Origin of the sequence: Glutamicibacter sp. BW80 (genome assembly GCF_002332385.1) — a bacterium.
In the GTDB taxonomy this organism is placed as follows: Bacteria; Actinomycetota; Actinomycetes; order Actinomycetales; family Micrococcaceae; genus Glutamicibacter.
The window spans coordinates 17,690-31,054 of record NZ_NRGV01000046.1 but is presented as its reverse complement, the minus strand read 5'-3'; the positions used below and the strand labels follow the sequence as shown (position 1 = coordinate 31,054).

Here is a 13,365-nt window from a genome sequence, read left to right as displayed (position 1 = left end):
TAATTGCGATCAACGTTCGCAATTAAGTATATAGTCAAATGGAAGCAAGGGATTACACCAGCCAAGGCGCAATTGGGAGGAACACCGTAGTGAAGCAAAAGCAACCGGCCACCGTTGGGGCCTGCGCCCGGCGCAGCACCGGCCCGAAGCCCCAGCACTCGCGCGAAAAGATTGCCCAGGCGGCCGTGGAGCTGGCAGATCGGGAGGGGATCGGCGCGGTCTCCGTCCGCGGGGTAGCCGCTGAAATAGGTTCGGGCGCGGCCTCGCTCTATCGCTATGTGGACTCCGTTGAGGAATTGGTGGATCTCATGATCGACCAGGTGACTTCAGGCTATGAGCTCAATGGCCCGGACGGTAGCGCCAGCGAGCAGCTGCTCGCCCTGGCCAGGCAGGGGCGGAACATCATGCACCGGCATCCGTGGGTGGCGCCGCTGCTGCTGGCCAAGCGCGCGCTGGGGCCGCACACGCTGGCGTATCTGGAGCGCGGACTGGCGGCGCTGCAATTCACCGCGCTCACCGGGGCCGCAAAACTTCAAACCATCGCCATGCTGACCGCCATCACCTCGGCCTTCGTGCAGAACGAACAAGGCGAACCGGCGGGCGACGGCGACGGGAAGGGCGCAGCAGCACTGATCTCCGCCCTGGGGACGGGCAAGTACCCGCTGCTGGCCGAGTCGCTCGCCCAAGGTCCGGCGAGCGTGGACCAGGACCAAGTCTTCGCCACACTCATCACCACTTACCTGCGCGGCGCAGGGCTGGACTGAGGCCACCTGGCGGGGCATCGGCCCGCTAGGTGTTGGCCATAGTCTGAAATCTTCTTTGCGGCGGTGACTTGGTGTGAAAGCATTGGCAGATCGTAGTTACCACGAAGACCGGGAGTTCATTATGGCTTCACCAGCCGAAGCGACCATGGCGCAGATCAACGAACTGATCAGCCTCGATACCACCAGCCGCGACAGCAACCTGCCACTGATCGACCTGGTGGTCGGCAAGCTCGACGCGGCCGGCATCAGCTCGCAGCTCATCCACAACGAAGATGGCAGCAAGGCGAACCTGCTGGCCACCATCCCGGCGGCCGACGGATCGCGTACCGGAGGCATCGTGCTGTCCGGACACACCGACGTGGTCCCGGTCGACGGGCAGGACTGGTCCAGCGAACCATTCAGCGCCCAGGTCCGCGACGGCAAGCTCTACGGCCGGGGCACCTGCGATATGAAGGGTTTCATCGGCGTCATCCTGGCCAAGCTTCCCGAGCTGACGGCCGCGAAGCTAGCCGAGCCGATCCACCTGGCCTTGTCCTATGACGAGGAGGTCGGCTGCGTGGGTGCGGTCAGCCTGGTGGAGGAGATCACCCGCCAGGAACTCGCCCCGCGCGGAGCGATCGTGGGGGAGCCGAGCAGCATGCGCGCCATTCGCGGGCACAAGTCCATGAACGTTTTCCGAGTGGCGTTCAACGGCGTCGCGGCGCACTCCTCGCTGCCAGGCGAGGGCCTGAATGCGATCTCCTACGCGCTGCGCTTCGCCAGCTTCGTCGAAGAGGTCTCCAAGGAACTGCGCACCGACGGCCCGTCGGATGCCGCCTTCATCGAGCCGACCACCACCATGAACGTGAACCGCATCGACGGGGGCATCGCGGTGAACACGATCCCTTCGCTATGCGTGGTGCACTTTGAATTCCGTTCGCTGGCGGTCGTGGATCGCGCAGCGCTGATTCAGCGTTTCCGCGACTACGCAAGCGAGCTCGAAGCGCAGATGCAACAGGTCAACTCGGCAGGTTCGGTGGAGTTCGAGCAGATTGCCGGCGCCCCGGGACTGGAAACCGTCCAGGACGCCGAGATCGTTGGCCTCAGCGCCGCCTGCGGTGCGATCGCCACCGACGAAAAGGTCACCTACGGTACCGAAGCCGGCCTGTTCTCCGCCGCCGGAATCCCCACCGTCGTCTGCGGCCCGGGCGACATCGCGCAGGCGCACGCCCCGGATGAGTTCATCGAACTGCAGCAGCTCGTTGACTGCGAGAACTTCATTCTGCGTCTGGCCGAAGAGCTGTCCGCATGAGCACCAGCGAACAGATAGCTACCCCGCAGCAGCTGGCCGTAGCCCGCAAGGCGGTTATTTCCTCCTCCATTGGCGCCGCCCTTGAGTGGTTCGACATCATTGTCTACGCCACCTTCGCCACCACCATCGCCAAGCTGTTCTACCCGGAGTCCAATGCGAGCTTCGCGCTGATCCTGACCTTTGCGACCTTCGCCATCTCCTACCTCATCCGGCCGCTGGGCGGCATGGTGCTCGGCAGCTATGCGGACCGCAAGGGCCGGAAAAAGGCGCTGACGCTCACCTTGATGCTGATGATGGTCGGAACGCTGATCATGGCGGTGGCTCCCACCTATGCGATGGTCGGGGTCTGGGGCGCGCTGATCATCCTGCTCTCACGTATGATCCAGGGCTTCTCCGCCGGCGGCGAGTTCGGCACCGCCACGGCATTCCTGATCGAAAGCGCGCCGCACAAGAAGGCGTTCTACTCTTCGTGGCAGGTCGCCGCGCAGGGCGTCTCGATGCTTTTGGCTTCCGGATTCGGCTACGTGCTGACCACCCAGCTGTCCCAGGAGTCCCTGGAAAGCTGGGGCTGGCGTGTGCCGTTCTTCGTAGGCCTGCTCATCGGTCCGGTGGGACTGTATATTCGTGCGCGCCTGGAAGAGACCGAGGAGTTCATCACCACCAAGAAGGTCAAGTCCCCGCTGGGCGAGTTGTTCAGCCAGCACTACGGGCGGCTCCTGGCCGGATCGGCGGCCATCGGCGTGGCCACGATCTCGGTGTACATGATCTTGTACATGCCGACCTTCGCGGTGACGAATCTGAATATCCCAGCCGATGCCGCGTTCCTCGGCGGAGTTGTCGCCGGCACCATCACACTGATCAGCGTGCCATTGATCGGGCACCTCGCTGACCGGGTGGGTCCGGCAAAGGTCATGACCTGGGCTGCGGTCGGCGCGCTGGTGCTCGCCTGGCCGCTGTTCAAGCTGATGACAAGCAACCCGAGCATCCCGGTGATGATCCTGGTGATCGCCTTGCTTGGCGTGATCATGTCCTTCTACTTCGGACCGTTGCCAGCCTTGATTTCTTCGCTGTTCCCGGCAGCCATTCGCGGTTCGGGCATCTCGGTGACCTACAACGTCGGGGTGACCCTGCTCGGCGGAATCGCGCCGCTGGTGCTGACCTGGTTGCTCAGCGTGACCGGATCCTTGGACGCGCCGAGCCTGTACTACATGGCCATCGCCGTGGTTTCGTTGATCGGCCTGGCCTTCATTCGCTTGCGCTACAAGCTGCGCTAGCCCTCGGGCACGGACCCAAGGCAAACGGCTTCGATCTTCCCTTGTGGAAGATCGAAGCCGTTTTTCGTTGCGCGTCCCTAGCGGACTACCAGCAACACCGCGGTCCAGTGGCAGAGGAAGGCCAAGACCGTGCAGGCATGGAATAGTTCATGGAATCCGAAGACCGTAGGGATCGGGTTCGGTCGCTTCATCGCGTAGAACACCGCACCCACGGTATAGAACAAGCCGCCAGCCAGAATGAGCAGCAGAACCGCAGGGCTCGCTGCCCAATAGGAGGGGATATCCATGACCGCACCCCAGCCGAGCAGGATATAGAGCGCTACGGAGAACCAGCGTGGTGCTGATGGCCAAAAGGTCTTCACCAGAACCCCGAGTACGGCGCCGGCCCAGATGATCGACAGCGTCAACGTGGCTTGCGGCCTCTCCAAGATCTGGATGGCAATCGGAGTATAGGTACCGGCGATCAGCAGGAAAATATTCGCGTGGTCGGCGCGCCGGAACCAGACCATGGTCTGCGGACTCCAATTGCCCCGGTGGTACATGGCCGATGTCGCGAACAGCGTAATCGAGGTGAGCACAAATACGGCGGTAGACCATTCCGCGGCCGCACCCTGAGCGAGAACCACCAAGAGCAAGCCCAAGATGATGACCAGCGGGGTGCTCCACGCATGAATGACACCGCGCCATCTGGTCCGTTCGGTTCCTGGGGTCGGCTCCCGACGTTTCCTCGGCGGGGTCGGCTCGTTGGCTTCGGAGAAGTTGCCTGTCATGCGGTTCCTTAGCTAGTCGAAGACGTGTGCCTAGTTGCTTGAAGTCTACGTGAGACCAGCAGCTTCGTTTTCCACACTATTGGGCATCAAATGCACCGATGACGTGTCTGTGAACGAAAGGTATTCGTCGTTCAAGGCGCTCAATTTCGGTTCTGCCTCCGGCCCTCGTGCCGGAGCGCTCTCGGGGAATTGGCGGGTTAAGCTACCTATGTGGTTGAAGATTCCGTCAAAGCTTGCTGTGGCCGATCAGCAAGCCCGATCACCTCTCAACCATCGTCATTCACTCGCGCAAATGGGAGAGGCAAATGCTGCGCCGTCTTCTAGCCGTGCTCGCGATTGGCTCGGTAGCTTCGGTCGACATTAATCATGTGGCGGCACTGAAGAATGCGTGGATTTCCGGAGGCCAGAAACTGCCCCAGCCGCAGCGGCAGACGTTAGCCAACGAACCGTTGAAACTGATGGCTTCCTCGGCGTCGGCAAATCGCCAAAAAGGCGCAAGAACGCGGCCGAGTGGATGCCGAAAAATAAATCCTTCCGGTGCCAATATGTGGCCACCCAGATCAGCGTGAAGAAAAAATACGCCTTGCCGGTAACCAAGGCCGAAAAGAATGCCATGAAAAAGGTCCTGAGAAGTTGCCGGAGCCAAAGGCTGCCAAGGTAAAGCCGATCAAGCCAACCGGTAAAAAAGTCGCTGCCATGCCGCAGATTCCGGAGAACATCAAGATCAGATACGCGGCGGGCAGCATTCACCCGGGATCGAAATGCAAGCATGCGGACACGGGCAAGAAGGGTAAGTCGAGAGCCGGAAAGGTCTAGACCTGCAAGGCATCTAGGCCGGACGCGCGACTACGCTGGCGGGTTTAGCGGCGGATGGCAAGGCAAGGGGCCCGGAAATCGATTAATGTCGATTTCCGGGCCCCTTGAGACCTTAAGCCCGAGGAGTAGGCGCCTCGGGAGCTGATCAAGCCCGTTTCTTGGTGATGAAGCCCCAGATGACCAGGACAAGGAGCGCACCGCCGATAGCGAGCAACCAGCTTGAAAGCGAGAAGAACTCGTTGACACCTTTGCCGAAGATGGCGCTGCCAATCCATCCGCCAACGAGCGCGCCGATCACGCCGAGGACCAAGGTTGCGATCCAGCCGCCGCCTTGCTTGCCTGGCAAAATTGCTTTTGCGATAGCTCCGGCAATCAATCCCAGAACTATCCATCCAATAAATCCCATGGTTCTCTCCAATGGTCTAACTATCAGAAGTGGTCGGGTTTGACCTACTTGGTGGTGACACTACCCGTCTTTGAGTAGGAGTTCCACGACCTTGGCAATTTTTTAAGAGAATTTTTGGAAAACTCTCAACCGCCGCATGAAGGTTTACGAGTATTCGCGGTGATCCGCGAGCTGACATGCATGGACTCTGTGGAGCTCGGATTCGAGGGATTTTTTCCTTGACACGCGAGGGTGGCGCTTCTAGTCTGTTTAAATCTGCTTTTATATCAAGCAAGGCCAATAAAAGCTGATATATGTTTCGCGCACGACGGAGTGAATAATGACATTGAACAACCTGCCCATCATCGTGATGGGCGTTTCAGGAAGCGGCAAATCCACCATTGGAGCCCTTCTCGCCGCTCACCTAGGGCAGGAATTCATCGATGGGGATGCGCTGCATCCGGAGGAAAATCGCGCCAAAATGGCCGCGGGAATTGCCCTCGAGGATGCAGACCGCACCCCATGGCTGCAGATCATCGGCAACACCTTGGCGTCGAGCCGTACGGCAGGCGCACCGGTGGTCATCGCTTGTTCTGCACTCAAGCGGGCTTATCGGGATCTGATTCGATCCCACGAACCGAGCACACTCTTTGTTCACCTCACCGGTGGCAAGGACTTGATTGGCGAACGCATGGCGGCGCGAGAACACGAGTTCATGCCGAGCTCCCTGTTGATCAGCCAGCTGGCTACGCTTGAAGAACCAGGCAGCGATGAGCATGTGCTCCTCGGGGATATTGCACACACTCCAGAGCAAATCGTCAATGATCTGCTCCAGCAGCTCCAACTCCAGCACTAGACCCGAAGCGCTAATAACCTCCATTGATCAAGGAAGACAATGACATCTGAGCTCGAAATGAACTGGACGCTGGGAACCCCAGGCCTCCTTGGAGTAGCCGTGGCGGCCGTCGCGTTGCTGCTGCTGCTCATTATCCGATTCCGCGTCCACGCCTTCGTGGCGCTGGTGCTGACCAGCCTACTTACGGCCGTTGCCGCCGGTATTCCGGCAGGTTCGATCATCTCCACGATGACCAGCGGCTTCGGAAGCACCTTGGCCAGCGTGGCCCTCCTCGTGGGTCTGGGTGCAATGCTCGGCCGGATGCTCGAAACCAGCGGTGGCGCCGAGGTGCTGACGAATTGGCTGATCGATAAATTCGGCGAGGACCGTGCGCCGCTGGCGCTCTCCGTCGCCTCGCTGCTGTTCGGCTTCCCGATCTTCTTCGACGCGGGCCTCGTGGTCATGCTGCCGATCATCTTCACCGTGGCTCGCCGCCTCGGCGGATCGCTGCTGTTCTACGGTATTCCCGCCGCGGCCGCATTCTCTGCCATGCACATCTTCGTACCCCCGCACCCGGGTCCGGTGGCAGCCTCCGGCCTGCTGGGCGCCAACGTGGGTCTTGTGCTGATCATGGGTCTGGTTGTTGCGATTCCCGCCTGGTACATTGCCGGGCACCTCTTCGCCAAGTTCGTCGGCCGCAAGTTCGACATCCCGGTTCCCGATATCTTGGGTGCCGCGTTGGGCAACGGCCAGGACAAGAACCACTTCAAATCCTCCCCATCGGTCGGAACCGTTTTCAGCTTGCTGCTGCTCCCGCTGGGCTTGATCTTCCTGAACACCGGGCTGAACATGCTCGGTTCCGCAGGCGTGGTTGATCCGGAAGCAACCTGGGTTCAATGGTTGCGGCTCCTGGGTGAAACTCCAGTCGCGCTGATCATCACCGTCTTGCTCGGGATGTACCTGCTGGGTTTCCGCAAGGGCAAGGACAAGACCCTGATCGAGACGATCGTCGATTCGGCGCTCGGCCCGGTATGCTCGATCATCTTGATCACCGGTGCCGGTGGCATGTTCGGTGGCGTCCTGCGCGCCAGCGGAATCGGCGACGCCATTGCGTCCTCGCTGGAGAATGTCGGACTGCCGCTGATCGTTGCGGCCTTCCTGATTGCCGCCGTCGTCCGCGTGGCGCAGGGCTCGGCAACCGTTGCCTTGACCACCGCGGCTGCTATCGTCCAGCCTGCGGTGCTGGCCGACGCCTCGCTCAGCGCGCTGCAGGTAGTGTTGATGGTCCTTGCGCTGGCGGCCGGCTCGGTCATTGCCAGCCACGTCAACGACTCGGGCTTCTGGCTGATCTCCCGCTTCTTCCAAATGGACGTTCCCACCACCTTGCGGGTGTGGACCGTGAGCCAGACCCTGATCTCGCTCGTCGGTTTCGCCGTGGTCATGGTGCTCTATGCGATTGCCAGCATGTTCGCCTAGCCTCTTGGATATGTGGCGACAGCTTGCCTCCCGGAATCTGTGGATTCCGGGAGGCAAGCTGTTTAAGAATGCCGGGTAGTAGGTCGCCTGTCATCGGGCAGCTAAGTCCACCGCAGCCGTTACTTGCCGACTTTCGAGTACAGGGCGCGCACCGCGGCCCGTACTCCGGTGCTCAAGGTCGGTTCGAGCACCGGTGCGAAAAACGGTGAGTGGTTCGCCGGTGGGGTTCCGGCGGCCAGAGTTTTGGCGTTGTTTCCACCGAAATACCAGAACACGCTTGGCACGCCGATCGCCGCGCCAAGGGCTCCGAAATCCTCGCTTCCCATCACCGCTTGGCCCGGCAGGACCCGTTCCGCGCCGAATTCGGCGTGGAATGCTTCGGTGAGCCTCGCGGTTTCCGCCGGATCGTTGTAGAGCGGCGGGAAGTGCGAGATGTCTTCGATCAGTGGTTCCGGGGCACCGGAGGCGCCGGCTTCCATGGTGATTATGCGCCGGATCGAGCCAAGGACCGTCTCGCGGACCTTCGGGTCGAAGGTGCGCACGTTGAGGGTGAAGATCGCCCGGTCCGGAATCACGTTTTCCTTCAACCCCGCATGGAATGAACCGACGGTCACCACTGCGGCGGACTGCGGGGCCACCTGCCGCGAGACAATCGTCTGCAAGCGCATCACCATCGCCGCGCCGAGCACGATGGGGTCGATGGAATGCTCGGGCATCGAACCGTGCGAACCCTGGCCATACACGGTGACCCGGAAGGAATCGGCGGTGGTCATCGCGGCGCCCTCCATGATGGTAATCGTTCCGGCCAGCCCGTTCATCACATGCTGCCCGTAGATCACCTCGGGCTTTGGGGCCTTGTCCCACAGGCCGTCGTCCACCATGGCCTTGGCTCCGGCGGCCGTTTCCTCACCGGGCTGCAGAATGAAAACGATGCTACCGGCCCAATGCTCCGTTCCCTGCGCGTAAAGCTCGGCGGTCTTGAGCGCGGTGGCCATGTGGGTGTCGTGCCCGCAGGCATGCATCACCGGAACTTCGGTTCCGTCCTCCAAAACCCCGCTGGCCCGGCTGGCATAATCCAAGCCGGTGTCCTCCAGGACGGGCAGCCCATCGGTGTCCGCGCGCAGCCCGATCACCGGCCCGGCCCCATTGCGCAGTACCCCCACCACCCCGGTGCCCCCGCAGCGGAATACCTCAAGCCCAAGCGCCTCCAAACGCGCCGCGAGGTACGCGGCGGTCTGCTGTTCCTGCATTGAAAGTTCGGGGCTGCCATGCAAATGCTTGTAGGTGTCGAGCAGATCGGCCGCCATGGCCTCGGTCATTTTCAGTGGCTGCGGGATGTTGCTCATCGGAGTTCCTGGTCCTTTGACAAGTAGGTGCGGCGGAACCACGCAGAACCGCCGCAGTGAATCGGCTCGTTGCTAATACACCGGACCCTCCGGCGGCACCTCGCCCTCGGAGTCTTCCGTGGACGGCAGGCTCTTGCGGTCGCGTAGCACCCAGGCCAGCACGGCCGTGGAGATCACGGCGATCGCGGTGGAGAACAGCGCCATCTTGGGGGAGAGCGGCGACAGTACGAAGACCACGATCAGCGAGACCACCAACGCGATCACCGCGGCGCGCGGGGACTTCTGGCTGACGATTGCCTGGATGAGAACCGCACCCATCACCGTGGGCAGGATGTAGACCTGGACGGTGTTCACGATATCGGCGGGAATCACGCTGACCAGCCAGGTGCCGAGCAGCCCGACGAAAATGAACAATGAGGTCAGGTGAACCGCGGCCGCACCACAGATGGCAGCGACCGAGGACAGCTCGCCCTTGCGGGTTCCGGGCCTCACCCCGATGGTCGACTGGGCGATCATGGCCGCGGGAAGCAGCTTATTGGAGATGTTGCCAATCATGAATGCCTGGTACATGGACGAGGCGCCGAGGATCGGGTAATAGGTCAGCGGTTCAACGACCCAGATCACGCCAAAAACCGCCGCTAGGGCGGCGAAGGCGGCGAGGACTCCGGCGAGTTCAATATCGAGCCCGGAGAAGAAGACCAGATAGGTTGGGGCCGCGAGGGAGAAAAAGAGGCCAATGATCATGGTGATCCGGCCCCAGCGCGAGGTGGTCTTGTCGAAGGTTCCGAGCGCCTCGTGGATTTCGGTGGAATTGCTCATGATGTGCTCCTTGAATCCGGTGTGGGCTAGGCACGCGTAGCGAGGTGCGTGATGGCCAATGACAAGATGATGGCGATGCCCAGTGCCCATTCTTTGATCCAGGGCCGGTCCACGCGTTTGGCGAGGAGCATCAGCAGGGTCATGATCACCGCCGAGGAACCGAAGGCGACCACATGGATCCAGGATTTGGGAAGCTCGCCGATGCCGAGCACCATAAAGGCGGCGACCATCGCGGCCCCCGGAACGATCATCATGATGGCGGGGTTGACCTTGCGCAGCGCCGAATCACCGCGTTTGAGCAGCGGGGTGAGCACCAGTGTGGCGATCATCCACATGGCACCGCCAAGGCTCATGGCCGCGAGCGCCAGACCGAAGACCGCTTGGGTATAGGTGGGGCCACCGAGTTCGGCGCCGGTGGAATTCACCGCGATGGCCGCGGCCGCGGTTTCATAGGATACCGATCCGATCAGCCCAATGCGGACCAGCACGGCCGGGGTTCCGAAGACCGTGAGCAAGGCGACCGCCACCATGACTACTGCCAGCGACGGGCCCAAAGCGGAGATGGCGCCTGCATTAAAGCTTCTCTTGATCTCCGCCTGGCTCATTCCTATATGAGGCGCCGCGATCTTGGCGGCCTTCATGTAGATGATGCTCTGGAGCACGATGACCAAGAAAACACCGACGGCGCAGGCCCAAAGCACCGGCGAATTGGCTACTGCGAGAGTATCGGTGGAATTGTTGTCCACCACGGCTGGGAAGTACATCAGCGGTCTACCCTTCAGCGCATGGTTCACGGCGGAAAGCGAGCGCCGTGTTGAACCAGTTTCATGCCCGATGCACAACTCAGGCACTTCTCGTCGGGGAACCGTTATGCCCGGTAACTGCGCCCCAAGGTTTCCGTACGCGGCGGGGCTCGGGGGTGAATGAGGCTGGCCGAAGTGAGCCCCACCGGTGTCCGAGCGTGCTCCGGGATTCACCGGCCACGAGTGTTCGGAAGACTATGCAATTGTTCGTGGCCTGTCGCCGCGTGCCACTAACCATACTTGACTTACGTCACATCGAAAACAGTTTTTTCGGGTGTTCTGCCACAGCTCGCAAGCGCAGAATAAATCTCTGACCAGCGATTAAAGGTGTCGGGCTCACTCGGGGGCGGGTCGTGGTCCGTGGTCGCGCGGCGCTATTTTTTCGTATTCGGATCGACGAATACGCGCGGTGCGCCGTCCCACAGGCTGCAGATTTCGTTGTGCGTGCGGCGCATAATGCTTTCCATATTGCGCCTTGCGCCGAGCGCATCCACATGGGAGATGCTTTCGGCAACCGACTGGTGCCAGGCCAGGGCCTCCTCATGCGGGCGTTCGGGCATCAGGCCCAGTTCGGTGCGTCCGCGCAGGATCGCGGCAATGGGGGTGGCCAGATTCGCGAACATTTCATTGCCCGAGGCGGCGAGCACCAGGCAATGAAAGCGAATATCCAGTTCGAGGAAGCGACGCAAATCGCCCTGGCGTCCGTAATGATTCATCTGGGCCGAGATCAGCAGAAGCTCTTTGCGCATCGCTTCGGGGGCAAACTCTGCGGCTAATTCTGCGGCCATCGGCTCCACCGAGATGCGCAGTTCGGTCAGCGAGCGCAGCTGGGCGCCGCGTTGCTCGCTCGCCAGGCGCCAGCGGATGACCTGAGTGTCGTAAGGATTCCACTCTTCGGGCCCCAGAACCCTGATGCCTACGCGTTTGGTGCTGGTGACTAGGCCGCACTGCGCTAGAACGCGCACCGCTTCACGGATCACGGAACGGGAAACCTGGAGCTTTGCCTCCAGCTCGGCGGCCAGGATGATCGATCCGCGCGGGATCTGCCCGTTGACGATTCGGGAGCCGAGGTGCTCAACCACATGAGCGTGCAGACTAGTTGCCATGGCGTCAGTTTAGCCAATATCTGCTGGTCAAGATGCGCTGGCACAGCCGAGGCGAAAAATAAATATGCTTTAAAAAGCGTTCAGGTCTGGGAATCGATGGGTGCGCACGCGTAGAATAGAACCCGTCACATGGCCGTGATGGAGGCCGTGAGTTCCCGGTTTCCAAAAAACGGTACAACTCCCCGGTAACTGATGGAGACTTATTTTTATGCCTGCACAGATTGGTGTCACAGGTCTGGCCGTGATGGGCGCGAACCTCGCCCGCAACTTCGCCCGCAACGGATACACTGTCGCCCTGCACAACCGCTCGGTCGCCAAGACCGATGCCCTGCTAGAGGCGCACGGCGATGAAGGTGACTTCATCCGCACCGAATCGCTCAAAGAGCTGGTCGCGAATCTCGAGACCCCGCGCCGCGTGCTGATCATGGTGAAGGCCGGCGGTCCGGTTGATTCGGTCATCGATCAGCTGGTGCCCTTGCTCGAAGAAGGCGACATCGTCATCGACGCCGGCAACTCGCACTACACCGACACCCGCCGCCGCGAAGCGGCACTGACCGAAAAGGGTCTGCACTTCGTTGGCGTTGGCGTCTCCGGTGGCGAAGAGGGTGCACTGCTCGGCCCATCGATCATGCCAGGCGGGTCGGCCCAGTCCTACAAGGCTCTGGGCCCGATGCTCGAGAAGATTGCGGCCAAGGCCGACGATGGCGCTCCATGCTGCGCATGGATCTCCACCGACGGTGCCGGCCACTTCGTGAAGATGGTGCACAACGGCATCGAGTATGCCGACATGCAGGTCATCGGCGAAGCCTACGACCTGATGCGCAATGCCGCTGGCATCGAGCCGGCGAAGCAGGCAGAGATCTTCGCCGACTGGAACAAGGGCGAGCTCTCCAGCTTCCTGATCGAGATCACCGCGGAGGTCCTCGGCCACACCGACGCTGCCACCGGCAAGCCACTGGTCGATGTCATCCAAGACTCAGCAGGCCAGAAGGGCACCGGTCGCTGGACCGTGCAGTCCGGCCTGGATATGGGGTCGCCGGTTTCGGCCATCGCCGAATCGGTCTTCGCTCGGTCATTGTCCTCGCAGCGCGAGATCCGCGCGGTGGGCCAGAAAGTCCTGGCGGCCAACACCACCGAGGTCACCCTGCCGGAGAACTTCATCGAGGATGTGCGCCAGGCGCTGTTCGCCTCGAAGCTGGTCTCCTACGCGCAGGGCCTGGACATGCTCACCTCGGCTGCCGATGAGTACAACTGGGAACTGAAGATGGACGAGATCGCCGGGCTCTGGCGCGAAGGCTGCATCATCCGTGCCGCCCTGCTCAAGGACATCACCGCCGCCTACTCGGCAGATGAGAAGCCGGTCAACCTGCTCTTCGCTCCGGCCTTCGCCGAGGCAATCGCCAAGGCCGTGCCGGCTTGGCGCCGCGTGGTCTCGGTTGCAGTGCAGCTGGGTATCCCAGCGCCGCTGTTCTCCTCCTCGCTTGCCTACTACGATGGCCTGCGCCGCGACCGTTTGCCGGCAGCGCTGACCCAGGGGCTGCGCGACTACTTCGGCGCGCACACCTACCGACGCGTCGACAAGGAAGGCACCTTCCACACGCAGTGGAGCGGTGACCGCACCGAGGTCGAGGCAGTGGACACCCACTAGTCTTCACGCATCACGAGCACACCCGCAGATTC

13 protein-coding genes are annotated in these 13,365 nt (G+C 61.6%); 6 read left to right on the top strand and 7 right to left on the bottom strand.

All coding sequences use genetic code 11. From position 1 onward, the window contains the following. The first annotated feature begins 89 nt into the window (after positions 1 to 89). The 3 genes from CIK76_RS12605 to CIK76_RS12595 all read left to right on the top strand — a co-directional run bounded on the left by CIK76_RS12605 (position 90) and on the right by CIK76_RS12595 (position 3,329). Complete coding sequence (locus CIK76_RS12605) at positions 90 to 764, top strand: TetR/AcrR family transcriptional regulator (RefSeq protein ID WP_176484200.1); 675 nt, start codon at positions 90 to 92, stop codon at positions 762 to 764. Positions 765 to 885: 121 nt separating this feature from the next. Further along, a complete protein-coding gene (gene argE / locus CIK76_RS12600; protein ID WP_176484199.1) occupies positions 886 to 2,055 on the top strand; it encodes an acetylornithine deacetylase in 1,170 nt (389 codons plus the stop codon). Then, entirely contained in the window at positions 2,052 to 3,329 is a 1,278-nt protein-coding gene (locus CIK76_RS12595) for an MFS transporter (RefSeq protein ID WP_096286993.1), read from the top strand. Before argE ends, CIK76_RS12595 begins: the two co-directional genes overlap by 4 nt. Positions 3,330 to 3,406: 77 nt before the next feature. Here CIK76_RS12595 and CIK76_RS12590 read toward each other — a convergent pair whose 3' ends face one another. The 3 genes from CIK76_RS12590 to CIK76_RS12580 all read right to left on the bottom strand — a co-directional run bounded on the left by CIK76_RS12590 (position 3,407) and on the right by CIK76_RS12580 (position 5,321). After that, entirely contained in the window at positions 3,407 to 4,099 is a 693-nt protein-coding gene (locus CIK76_RS12590; protein ID WP_096286990.1) for a hemolysin III family protein, read from the bottom strand. Positions 4,100 to 4,459: 360 nt separating this feature from the next. Further along, on the bottom strand, positions 4,460 to 4,714 hold the full coding sequence (locus CIK76_RS19090; RefSeq protein ID WP_141393552.1) for a hypothetical protein: 255 nt from the start codon (positions 4,712 to 4,714) through the stop codon (positions 4,460 to 4,462). Positions 4,715 to 5,060: 346 nt separating this feature from the next. After that, complete coding sequence (locus tag CIK76_RS12580) at positions 5,061 to 5,321, bottom strand: GlsB/YeaQ/YmgE family stress response membrane protein (protein ID WP_096286986.1); 261 nt, start codon at positions 5,319 to 5,321, stop codon at positions 5,061 to 5,063. Positions 5,322 to 5,640: 319 nt separating this feature from the next. Between CIK76_RS12580 and CIK76_RS12575 the strand changes: the two genes are divergently transcribed. Further along, the gene (locus tag CIK76_RS12575) at positions 5,641 to 6,156 is read left to right on the top strand and encodes a gluconokinase (protein ID WP_217990385.1); all 516 of its coding nucleotides are present in this window, start codon (positions 5,641 to 5,643) and stop codon (positions 6,154 to 6,156) included. Between the two features lie 39 nt (positions 6,157 to 6,195). Continuing rightward, positions 6,196 to 7,611 carry a gluconate:H+ symporter gene (locus CIK76_RS12570; protein ID WP_096286984.1) on the top strand — a complete coding sequence of 472 codons (1,416 nt, stop codon included), beginning with the start codon at positions 6,196 to 6,198 and terminating at the stop codon, positions 7,609 to 7,611. 119 nt (positions 7,612 to 7,730) lie between these two features. On the opposite strand, the gene CIK76_RS12565 is transcribed toward CIK76_RS12570, so the two are convergent. The 4 genes from CIK76_RS12565 to CIK76_RS12550 all read right to left on the bottom strand — a co-directional run bounded on the left by CIK76_RS12565 (position 7,731) and on the right by CIK76_RS12550 (position 11,685). Beyond that, the gene (locus tag CIK76_RS12565) at positions 7,731 to 8,957 is read right to left on the bottom strand and encodes an amidohydrolase (protein ID WP_096286982.1); all 1,227 of its coding nucleotides are present in this window, start codon (positions 8,955 to 8,957) and stop codon (positions 7,731 to 7,733) included. A gap of 72 nt (positions 8,958 to 9,029) precedes the next feature. Continuing rightward, positions 9,030 to 9,776, bottom strand: a complete 747-nt coding sequence (locus CIK76_RS12560) for a hypothetical protein (protein ID WP_096286980.1) — start codon at positions 9,774 to 9,776, stop codon at positions 9,030 to 9,032. A gap of 26 nt (positions 9,777 to 9,802) precedes the next feature. Then, positions 9,803 to 10,540: a DUF5058 family protein gene (locus CIK76_RS12555; RefSeq protein WP_096286978.1), complete on the bottom strand. Its 738-nt coding sequence runs from the start codon at positions 10,538 to 10,540 to the stop codon at positions 9,803 to 9,805. Positions 10,541 to 10,953: 413 nt separating this feature from the next. Beyond that, on the bottom strand, positions 10,954 to 11,685 hold the full coding sequence (locus CIK76_RS12550; protein WP_096286976.1) for an FCD domain-containing protein: 732 nt from the start codon (positions 11,683 to 11,685) through the stop codon (positions 10,954 to 10,956). Positions 11,686 to 11,893: 208 nt separating this feature from the next. Here CIK76_RS12550 and gndA point away from each other — a divergent pair, with 208 nt between their 5' ends. Further along, positions 11,894 to 13,333: an NADP-dependent phosphogluconate dehydrogenase gene (gndA, locus tag CIK76_RS12545; protein WP_096286974.1), complete on the top strand. Its 1,440-nt coding sequence runs from the start codon at positions 11,894 to 11,896 to the stop codon at positions 13,331 to 13,333. The last annotated feature ends 32 nt before the right edge of the window (positions 13,334 to 13,365 follow it).

What these genes read in the sequence shown, in the direction of transcription:
- CIK76_RS19090 (WP_141393552.1), bottom strand. Translation starts at nt 4,714, where the DNA reads ATGGCATTCTTTTCGGCCTTGGTTACCGGCAAGGCGTATTTTTTCTTC.
- CIK76_RS12570 (WP_096286984.1), top strand. Translation starts at nt 6,196, where the DNA reads ATGACATCTGAGCTCGAAATGAACTGGACGCTGGGAACCCCAGGCCTC.
- CIK76_RS12580 (WP_096286986.1), bottom strand. Translation starts at nt 5,321, where the DNA reads ATGGGATTTATTGGATGGATAGTTCTGGGATTGATTGCCGGAGCTATC.
- CIK76_RS12590 (WP_096286990.1), bottom strand. Translation starts at nt 4,099, where the DNA reads ATGACAGGCAACTTCTCCGAAGCCAACGAGCCGACCCCGCCGAGGAAA.
- gndA (WP_096286974.1), top strand. Translation starts at nt 11,894, where the DNA reads ATGCCTGCACAGATTGGTGTCACAGGTCTGGCCGTGATGGGCGCGAAC.
- CIK76_RS12565 (WP_096286982.1), bottom strand. Translation starts at nt 8,957, where the DNA reads ATGAGCAACATCCCGCAGCCACTGAAAATGACCGAGGCCATGGCGGCC.
- CIK76_RS12550 (WP_096286976.1), bottom strand. Translation starts at nt 11,685, where the DNA reads ATGGCAACTAGTCTGCACGCTCATGTGGTTGAGCACCTCGGCTCCCGA.
- CIK76_RS12555 (WP_096286978.1), bottom strand. Translation starts at nt 10,540, where the DNA reads ATGTACTTCCCAGCCGTGGTGGACAACAATTCCACCGATACTCTCGCA.
- CIK76_RS12575 (WP_217990385.1), top strand. Translation starts at nt 5,641, where the DNA reads ATGACATTGAACAACCTGCCCATCATCGTGATGGGCGTTTCAGGAAGC.
- argE (WP_176484199.1), top strand. Translation starts at nt 886, where the DNA reads ATGGCTTCACCAGCCGAAGCGACCATGGCGCAGATCAACGAACTGATC.
- CIK76_RS12560 (WP_096286980.1), bottom strand. Translation starts at nt 9,776, where the DNA reads ATGAGCAATTCCACCGAAATCCACGAGGCGCTCGGAACCTTCGACAAG.
- CIK76_RS12595 (WP_096286993.1), top strand. Translation starts at nt 2,052, where the DNA reads ATGAGCACCAGCGAACAGATAGCTACCCCGCAGCAGCTGGCCGTAGCC.